This window comes from Alloalcanivorax mobilis, assembly GCF_002864685.1.
Lineage (GTDB): Bacteria > Pseudomonadota > Gammaproteobacteria > Pseudomonadales > Alcanivoracaceae > Alloalcanivorax > Alloalcanivorax mobilis.
The window spans coordinates 22571-29170 of record NZ_NMQZ01000051.1 but is presented as its reverse complement, the minus strand read 5'-3'; the positions used below and the strand labels follow the sequence as shown (position 1 = coordinate 29170).

Genomic DNA, 6600 nt, shown 5'->3' with positions numbered 1-6600 from the left:
CCGAGCCGAAAGGCGAGGCCGGCCTGGCAAAGCCGATTCGCGGTCAAGGCCCGCTTCGACATCAGCATCAAAAGCCCATGCCGGCGTTTACCCTCGCCCCCGACGCTGGGGGCCGCTACCATGGCTCAAACCGAGAACACGAGGTCGCCTATGCGCGTCGCGATTCTGGCTCTGCTTTTGGCTCTTGGAGGCTGCGCCACCACCCCCGAGCACATCGACAATGTTTGTTCGGTGTTCGATCAGAAAGGCGGCTGGTTCAATAACTGGTACAAGGCCGCCAAGCGCAGCGAGAAGGAATTCGGCGTGCCGGTGCCGATTCTGATGGCCACCATTTATAAGGAATCCGGGTTCCAGGCGCACGCCAAACCGCCGCGCACCAAATTATTGTGGATCATTCCGTGGAAACGTCCGTCCAGTGCCTACGGCTATGCTCAGGCGCTGGATGGCACCTGGGCCTGGTATCAGCGTGAAACTGGTCACGGTGGCGCTGATCGGGACGATTTTGGCGACGCGGTGCACTTTGTCGGCTGGTACCATTACCAAAGCCATGCGCGTAACGGCATTGCCCTCAACGACGCCTACCACTTGTATCTGGCCTATTACGTGGGGCAGGGCGGTTATGCTCGCGGGGTATGGAAAAACAACGTTAATGTTCAACGCTCGGCGCGCAGAGCTTCCGCCATGGCGGACCGTTATGCCGCGCAGATGCGTGGTTGTGGTCGCTGATTCCGGTTCGCCGAGGCGCTTTTGAATAACGAATCGATTGTTTACGGGTGCATCAAGCATCTGCCTTTCGGCAACGAGGCGGAACGCAAGGCGAGTTGTTTTCACAACCGGCGCGCGATTCGCGGGTTACCGGACGCCCAGGAGCGGCCTTTTCTGTGCCAGGACATGTTCGCCCTCACTGGCGATCACGCCACCGGCGCCGGCTACCAGACCCAGGTAATCCACTTCGGTATGTCCTACCGCGCGGTGGAATACGAATGGCAGCAATGGGTCAGCCAGTTCGAACGTCTGCTCAAACAGATGTACTGGGTCAGCGCCGTGGTGCACCTGGAAACCGACTTCGCCGGCTTCCACACCTTCCTCTGGGACAGCGCCGACGACTATCACGAACCTTCCGACGAGCCGCTGCGCGTGCGCTGCGAATGGGCGCGGGAGGGTGGGGGTTGATTTACGCCAGACGCCAGACGCCGGACGCTGGACGCTGGACGCCAAACCCGTACCAGAAGTGATAGGCATGTTTCCTGGAAGGTTGGGCGCACCAGTGAACACACCAATGCCGTCAGGCGCGGGTTTTAGCGTCCGGCGTCCAGCGTCCGGCGTCTAGCCTAGCGTCCAGCGCTAACACTCCGCCGGGCTCTGAAGGCCCGGCCCTGTAACAGAGAAGCCTCATGCCATTGATTGTTCCCTGGCGCGATATTGATGCCGAGACCCTGAATAACCTGATCGAGGAGTTCGTCACCCGCGACGGCACTGACTACGGCGAACAGGAAATCGCGACCGCCACCAAGGTGGAACAGGTGCGCCGGCAACTGCACAAAGGTGAAGCCGCGGTGGTCTTTGACGACGTCACCGAAAGCATCGCGATAATGACCCGCGACCAACTTCAGGAAGTCGGACTGAACACTGAACACTGAACACTGAAAACACTAATCCCCATAAAGCGCCCGCGCCCGCTCCTGGCGTGCGTCGGCCATATAATCGGGAAACAGGCTTTCGCAAGGCTCCACCCCAGCCAGCACCTGCCGCGCCACGGTGACCTTATGCACTTCGGTGGGGCCGTCGGCGAGCGCCACGTGGTGGGAATTGATCAGCCATTCGGCGAACGGCATGTCGTGGGTGATCCCCAGGGAGCCGTGCAGATGCAGGGCGCGCGCCGCCATGGTGTGCAGCAGCTGCGGCATTTTCACTTTGACCGCGGCGATATGGTGGCGGGTGGCTTTGTAGTCATGCCCCTGGTCGAGCAGCCAGGCGGTTTCCAGCACCAGCAGCCGGAACTGACGCAGCTCGATCCAGGAATCGGCGATGGTCTCCTGCACCATTTGCTTTTCGGCCAGTCGTTCACCCTTGGTAACGCGCGAGACCACCCGCTGGCACATCATGTCAAACGCCCGGCTGGCCTGGGCCAGGGTGCGCATGGCGTGATGCATGCGGCCACCGCCGAGGCGTACCTGGGCGACCACGAAGGCGTCGCCACGGCCGCCGAGCATGCTGTCCGCCGGCACCCGCACATCGCGCAGGCGAATGTGCCCGTGGCTGTCTTCCTTTTCGCCGTAGAAGCCGTAGTTGCGAACGATGTCCACGCCGGGGGTGTCCGCCGGCACGATGAACATGGACATGCGCCGGTGGGGCGCGGCGTCCGGGTCGGTGACCATCATAAAAATGTGAAACGCCGCGTAGCGCGCGTTGGAGGCAAACCACTTTTCGCCGTTCAGAACCCAGTGATCGCCGTCTTGCTCGGCGGTGGAAGTCATCACCAGCGGGTCGGCCCCGCCTTGGGGTTCGGTCATCGAGAAGCACGAGACAATGCGATTTTCCAGCAACGGTTCCAGGAAGCGTTTTTTCTGGGCGGGGGTGCCGTAGTGGGCGAGGATTTCCGCGTTGCCCGAATCCGGCGCCTGACAGCCGAACACCACCGGGCCGAATCGGGACTGCCCGAACTTCTCGTTCATCAGCGCCAGTTTCAGCTGGCCGTAACCCTTGCCGCCCAGCTCCGGGCCAAGATGGCAGGCCCACAGGCCGCGCTCTTTAACGAGCGCTTGCAACGGACGAACCAGGCGTTCGAATTGCGGATCATGGATGTTCCATTGGCTGCCCAGGAGTTCGTCCAGCGGCTCGACCTGCTCGCGCACGAACCGGTCGATCCAGTCCAGCTGTTGTTGAAAGTCCGGGTCGGTTTCGAAGCTCCACATACGCCGCTCTCCTGGAAAAGGATTGACTGGTTTATCCAATCACTTTATCCAGATGACCTAGACAGTCAAGAAAAAGGGCGCGGTGTTCAGTTTTCAGTTTTCAGTGTTAGAGGTAAATGACGATCAGGTGCGCGCTGGCGGTGAGCAGGACCAGCCAGGTGCCGATGATACCCAGTTTGCGGAAATTATTGGTGGTGGTGGGCATCGCGAGCAGGCCCCAGGCATGGGCCAGTCGGCTCAGGAACAGCACGGTGCCGTACAGATACAACGCCCAGTTATTGGCGTTGTTGCCTTCCAACAGGGCGATCAGGATCAGAATCAGCGGCAGATATTCCACCGCGTTGCCGTGGGCGCGCACCGCCCGGTTCACTTTTTCGTTGCCGCCGTCGCCGAGTGACACGCCCTCGCCAAGGCGCAAACGCACCACATTGATCGCCAGGGCCAGCACAAGCAGGGCGCACAGCGCCGCGTAGAGAGCGGTAATCAGAAACATAGGGCAACTCCGGTGAGGTCAAGCAGGCTATCAGGGCCGATTAACCGGCCCTGGATTTTTTCTTATTCGCCTGCGAATAAAACGCGCCGGCTCCAGGGCGTCAAGCAGTTCCCGATCCGCGCCAGGCGCGGCGCCACTGATCAGGTCAGCGAGAATGTCCGCGCACAGTGGGGTGCCGGTGATGCCCCGGCTGCCATGGGCGATGTTCAGCCACAGCCCGGGCAGCGGCTCGGGCGAGGCGCCGGCTGGGTCGGGCAGGGCGCCGGTGAGGGGCAGGAAATCGGTGCTTTGGCAGCGGAAGGCCACGCGCCGCTCCACCACCCGGATCGCCTCGCCGCCCAATTCCCGCCAGAGCTCCGGTAGATGGTGGCGCAGTTGCGCCAGGTTGGCGGCGTCGTCGCACTCGCGCGGCGCCGGGTCGTGATCGTGCAGGTCGAAGGTGGCGCCCACGCAGTGCAAGCCGTCCAGGGCCGGAGTGAGATAGCCGCCGTGGCAACGCGCCTGCCGCCAGGATTCGCTGGCGGCGGTGGCCTGGCAATAGCTGACCTGGCCGCGAATCCGCTTCAGGGGCAGCCAATCCGGGCGCTGGCCGGCAATGGCCAGATCAGCGGCGGCGCCGGCGTTGGCGATCACCACCGCATCGCCGTGCAGCACCGTGCCGTCGGCCAGGGTCACCGAGGCGGGCGCGCCCGGGGTCACGGCGGTGACCGCCTGTGGCTGTAGTCGGATGGCCGGGTGATCGAGCAGCGTGGTGCACCAGGCGCGCGGGTCCAGATAGCCGCCGCCGGCCAGGGTGGCGCTGTGCTCGCCGGCGTCGAGCAGCTCGGATGGCCAGACGCCGCTGAGCGCGGCGTCGCGGATTTTGTCCCGTTGCTTATCATTGACGTAATGCTGAACCACGCCATTGAGCGCGCCCTCGCCGGGGCCGGGGAAGCGGTACCGGGCGAGCCAGCGCAGGGCGTGGCCATAGCTGAGCTGATAGAAGCGGTTCTGCGCGGTGAGGTGGGCGCTGGGGGTGCTGTAGACCACGCCGGCGCGATTGCCGGAGGCGCCGGCGGCGATACCGGCCGGGTCCAGCACGGTCACCCGCCAGCCGCGTTCGGCCAGCGCACGGGCGCTGCTGGCGCCGGCCAGCCCGGCGCCGACCACCAGCGCGGTGCCGACACGTGGGCGGTGCGCCTGCCAGAAGCCCGCGAAGTGGCCGGCCAGCATGTGCCTTTTATGGCCAAAGCCCTGGCGCCGGGCCATGCCGAAACCGGCGTTTAGCAAACCACGGCGCACAAAGCCGGCGGCGGTGAAGGTGGCGAGCGTGGCGCCGGGACGGCTGTGCCGGGCCAGTGTCTGGAACAGCTCCGGGCACCACATGTCCGGGTTGCGCGCCGGGGCGAAGCCATCCAGGAACCAGGCGTCCACCCGGGCATCGCTGAGCCGCCATTGGCCGGCGGCGTCGCCGAGCATCAATGTCAGCGTGATGGTGGGCGCCAACCGCACACGATGAACGCCGGGGCTGGCCGCCGGGTACTCGCGCAGCAGCGCCTCGCTCAGTGCCGCCAGTGCCGGCCAGCTTTGCAGCGCGCGGGCCAGGTCGGCGCGGGTGAGTGGGTGTTTCTCCGCCGAGATCAATTGCAGCCGCGCGCCCGCCGGCGCCCGTTGCTGGAACAGGCGGGCGGCGAGCAGCAGGTTCAAGCCGGTGCCGAACCCGGTTTCCCCGATGGTGAAGTGATCGGTCTCGCCGAGTGCCGCGAAACGCGGTGCCAGATCGTTGCCGTCAAGAAACACGTATTCGCTCTCGGCGGCGCCATCGTCCCGGGAAAAGTAAGGGTCGTCGAATTCCGGCGCCACCGGAACCCGTGCCTGCCACTCAACGCGGGCGGCAACGATCGGGGCGAAATCGCCGTTGGACATGGCGGGGGTGGGCTCCTCAGAATAGCGGCCTTGCAACCGGGAGCGCGTATGTTCGCACAGATTTGGGCGGTAATGGCGCCGGTGCTCGCCTGCGCCGGGGTGGGCTATTTCTGGGGCCGCACTGGCCGCCCCTTCGACATGCGCATGGTCTCCGCCCTGGTGACCACCGTGGCCACGCCCTGCCTGATTGTCGCCACGCTCGGCAAGACCGGTCTGTCGCTGGCGGCGTTGTCCCAGGTGGCCGGCCTGTTCGTCGCCATCATGCTGCTTACCGGCCTGCTCGCGCTGGCCGCGATTCGCCTTGCCGGGCTGTCACCCCGGGTGTTCCTGCCGTCCCTGTTGTTTCCCAATACCGGCAACATGGGCCTGTCCCTGTGTCTGCTGGCGTTCGGTGACCACGGCCTGGCGCTGGCGCTGGCCTGGATGATGCTGACCTCGGTGGTGCAGTTCTCGTTCGGCCTGGCGGTGGTCAGCGGCGAGGGGCTCTCGCCGCGCCTGCTTGCTCATCCGATTCTGATTTCCGTGGTGATCGCGGTGTTGATGGTGGTGTTCCAGATCCGCCTGCCGGCCTGGCTGTTCAACAGCGTCGATCTGATCGGCCAGTTGACCATTCCGATGATGCTGGTGACGCTCGGGGTGTCCCTGTCCACCCTGCGGGTGCGCCACCTGGGGCCCGGCGCCGGATTCGCGCTACTGCGCCTGCTGCTCGGCTTCGCCATCGCCTGGAGCGTGTGCGCCCTGGCCGGCATCGATGGCCTGCTGCGCGGTGTCATCGTGATCCAATCCAGCATGCCGGTGGCGGTGTTCAACTACCTGCTCGCCCAGACCTACCGCCAAGGCGCCGACCAGGTCGCCGCCATGGTGGTGATCTCCACCGTCCTCTCGTTCCTCACCCTGCCGTTGCTGTTGATGGTGACGATGCCTTAAGGGGAGACGCAGCGCGCTGCGTGCTACAAGCTGCAAGCTTCAGGCTGCAACACGGGAGAGGCCGGGGCCTGTGAGAGGCTGTGCCCGCGTGTGGGGTGTGGGCGGGGCGCAAAAGAAGATTACGGCGGGCCTGGCAAAGCCGATTCGCGGTCAAGGGCCGCTCCCACAGCGGCACTGTTAAAGACGCTGGCACGCAACACGCAGCATGCTAGGTCAAAACCGTCACTACGGATGGACAAATCAGCGTGACGGAGTTCCTGAGACCTATCTGGAGGGCCTCCCCCTTGTTGTGTCGCCGAGTCGTGGAAAATTGATAGGGTCAGTTGGCCAGGGACGGCCAACTGAGGCGGCGGACGACAG

Annotated in this window: 7 protein-coding genes; 4 read left to right on the top strand and 3 right to left on the bottom strand. The window is 64.6% G+C overall.

Annotation, left to right across the window (positions count from 1 at the left end; all coding sequences use genetic code 11):
• The first annotated feature begins 150 nt into the window (after nucleotides 1-150).
• From CGS25_RS17515 to CGS25_RS17505, 3 genes are all read left to right on the top strand, one after another.
• Nucleotides 151-726, top strand: a complete 576-nt coding sequence (locus CGS25_RS17515) for a transglycosylase SLT domain-containing protein (RefSeq protein WP_089032272.1) — start codon at nucleotides 151-153, stop codon at nucleotides 724-726.
• 21 nt (nucleotides 727-747) lie between these two features.
• On the top strand, nucleotides 748-1173 hold the full coding sequence (locus CGS25_RS17510; protein WP_101676265.1) for a hypothetical protein: 426 nt from the start codon (nucleotides 748-750) through the stop codon (nucleotides 1171-1173).
• A gap of 221 nt (nucleotides 1174-1394) precedes the next feature.
• The gene (locus tag CGS25_RS17505; RefSeq protein ID WP_089032274.1) at nucleotides 1395-1640 is read left to right on the top strand and encodes a YheU family protein; all 246 of its coding nucleotides are present in this window, start codon (nucleotides 1395-1397) and stop codon (nucleotides 1638-1640) included.
• 12 nt (nucleotides 1641-1652) lie between these two features.
• On the opposite strand, the gene CGS25_RS17500 is transcribed toward CGS25_RS17505, so the two are convergent.
• The 3 genes from CGS25_RS17500 to mnmC form a co-directional block, all read right to left on the bottom strand.
• Nucleotides 1653-2915 (bottom strand): acyl-CoA dehydrogenase family protein, encoded by a 1263-nt coding sequence (locus CGS25_RS17500; protein ID WP_101676264.1) that lies wholly within the window; start codon nucleotides 2913-2915, stop codon nucleotides 1653-1655.
• A 106-nt stretch (nucleotides 2916-3021) separates the two neighbouring features.
• Nucleotides 3022-3408 carry an MAPEG family protein gene (locus CGS25_RS17495; protein ID WP_101676263.1) on the bottom strand — a complete coding sequence of 129 codons (387 nt, stop codon included), beginning with the start codon at nucleotides 3406-3408 and terminating at the stop codon, nucleotides 3022-3024.
• Nucleotides 3409-3438: 30 nt separating this feature from the next.
• A complete protein-coding gene (gene mnmC / locus CGS25_RS17490) occupies nucleotides 3439-5313 on the bottom strand; it encodes a bifunctional tRNA (5-methylaminomethyl-2-thiouridine)(34)-methyltransferase MnmD/FAD-dependent 5-carboxymethylaminomethyl-2-thiouridine(34) oxidoreductase MnmC (RefSeq protein ID WP_101676262.1) in 1875 nt (624 codons plus the stop codon).
• 48 nt (nucleotides 5314-5361) lie between these two features.
• Here mnmC and CGS25_RS17485 point away from each other — a divergent pair, with 48 nt between their 5' ends.
• Nucleotides 5362-6240, top strand: coding sequence for an AEC family transporter (locus CGS25_RS17485; RefSeq protein ID WP_089032278.1), 879 nt, complete (start codon nucleotides 5362-5364; stop codon nucleotides 6238-6240).
• Nucleotides 6241-6600: the final 360 nt, after the last annotated feature.

Coding starts and splice junctions, on each gene's coding strand:
- CGS25_RS17485 (WP_089032278.1), top strand. CDS start 5,362: ATGTTCGCACAGATTTGGGCGGTAATGGCGCCGGTGCTCGCCTGCGCC.
- CGS25_RS17505 (WP_089032274.1), top strand. CDS start 1,395: ATGCCATTGATTGTTCCCTGGCGCGATATTGATGCCGAGACCCTGAAT.
- CGS25_RS17495 (WP_101676263.1), bottom strand. CDS start 3,408: ATGTTTCTGATTACCGCTCTCTACGCGGCGCTGTGCGCCCTGCTTGTG.
- mnmC (WP_101676262.1), bottom strand. CDS start 5,313: ATGTCCAACGGCGATTTCGCCCCGATCGTTGCCGCCCGCGTTGAGTGG.
- CGS25_RS17515 (WP_089032272.1), top strand. CDS start 151: ATGCGCGTCGCGATTCTGGCTCTGCTTTTGGCTCTTGGAGGCTGCGCC.
- CGS25_RS17500 (WP_101676264.1), bottom strand. CDS start 2,915: ATGTGGAGCTTCGAAACCGACCCGGACTTTCAACAACAGCTGGACTGG.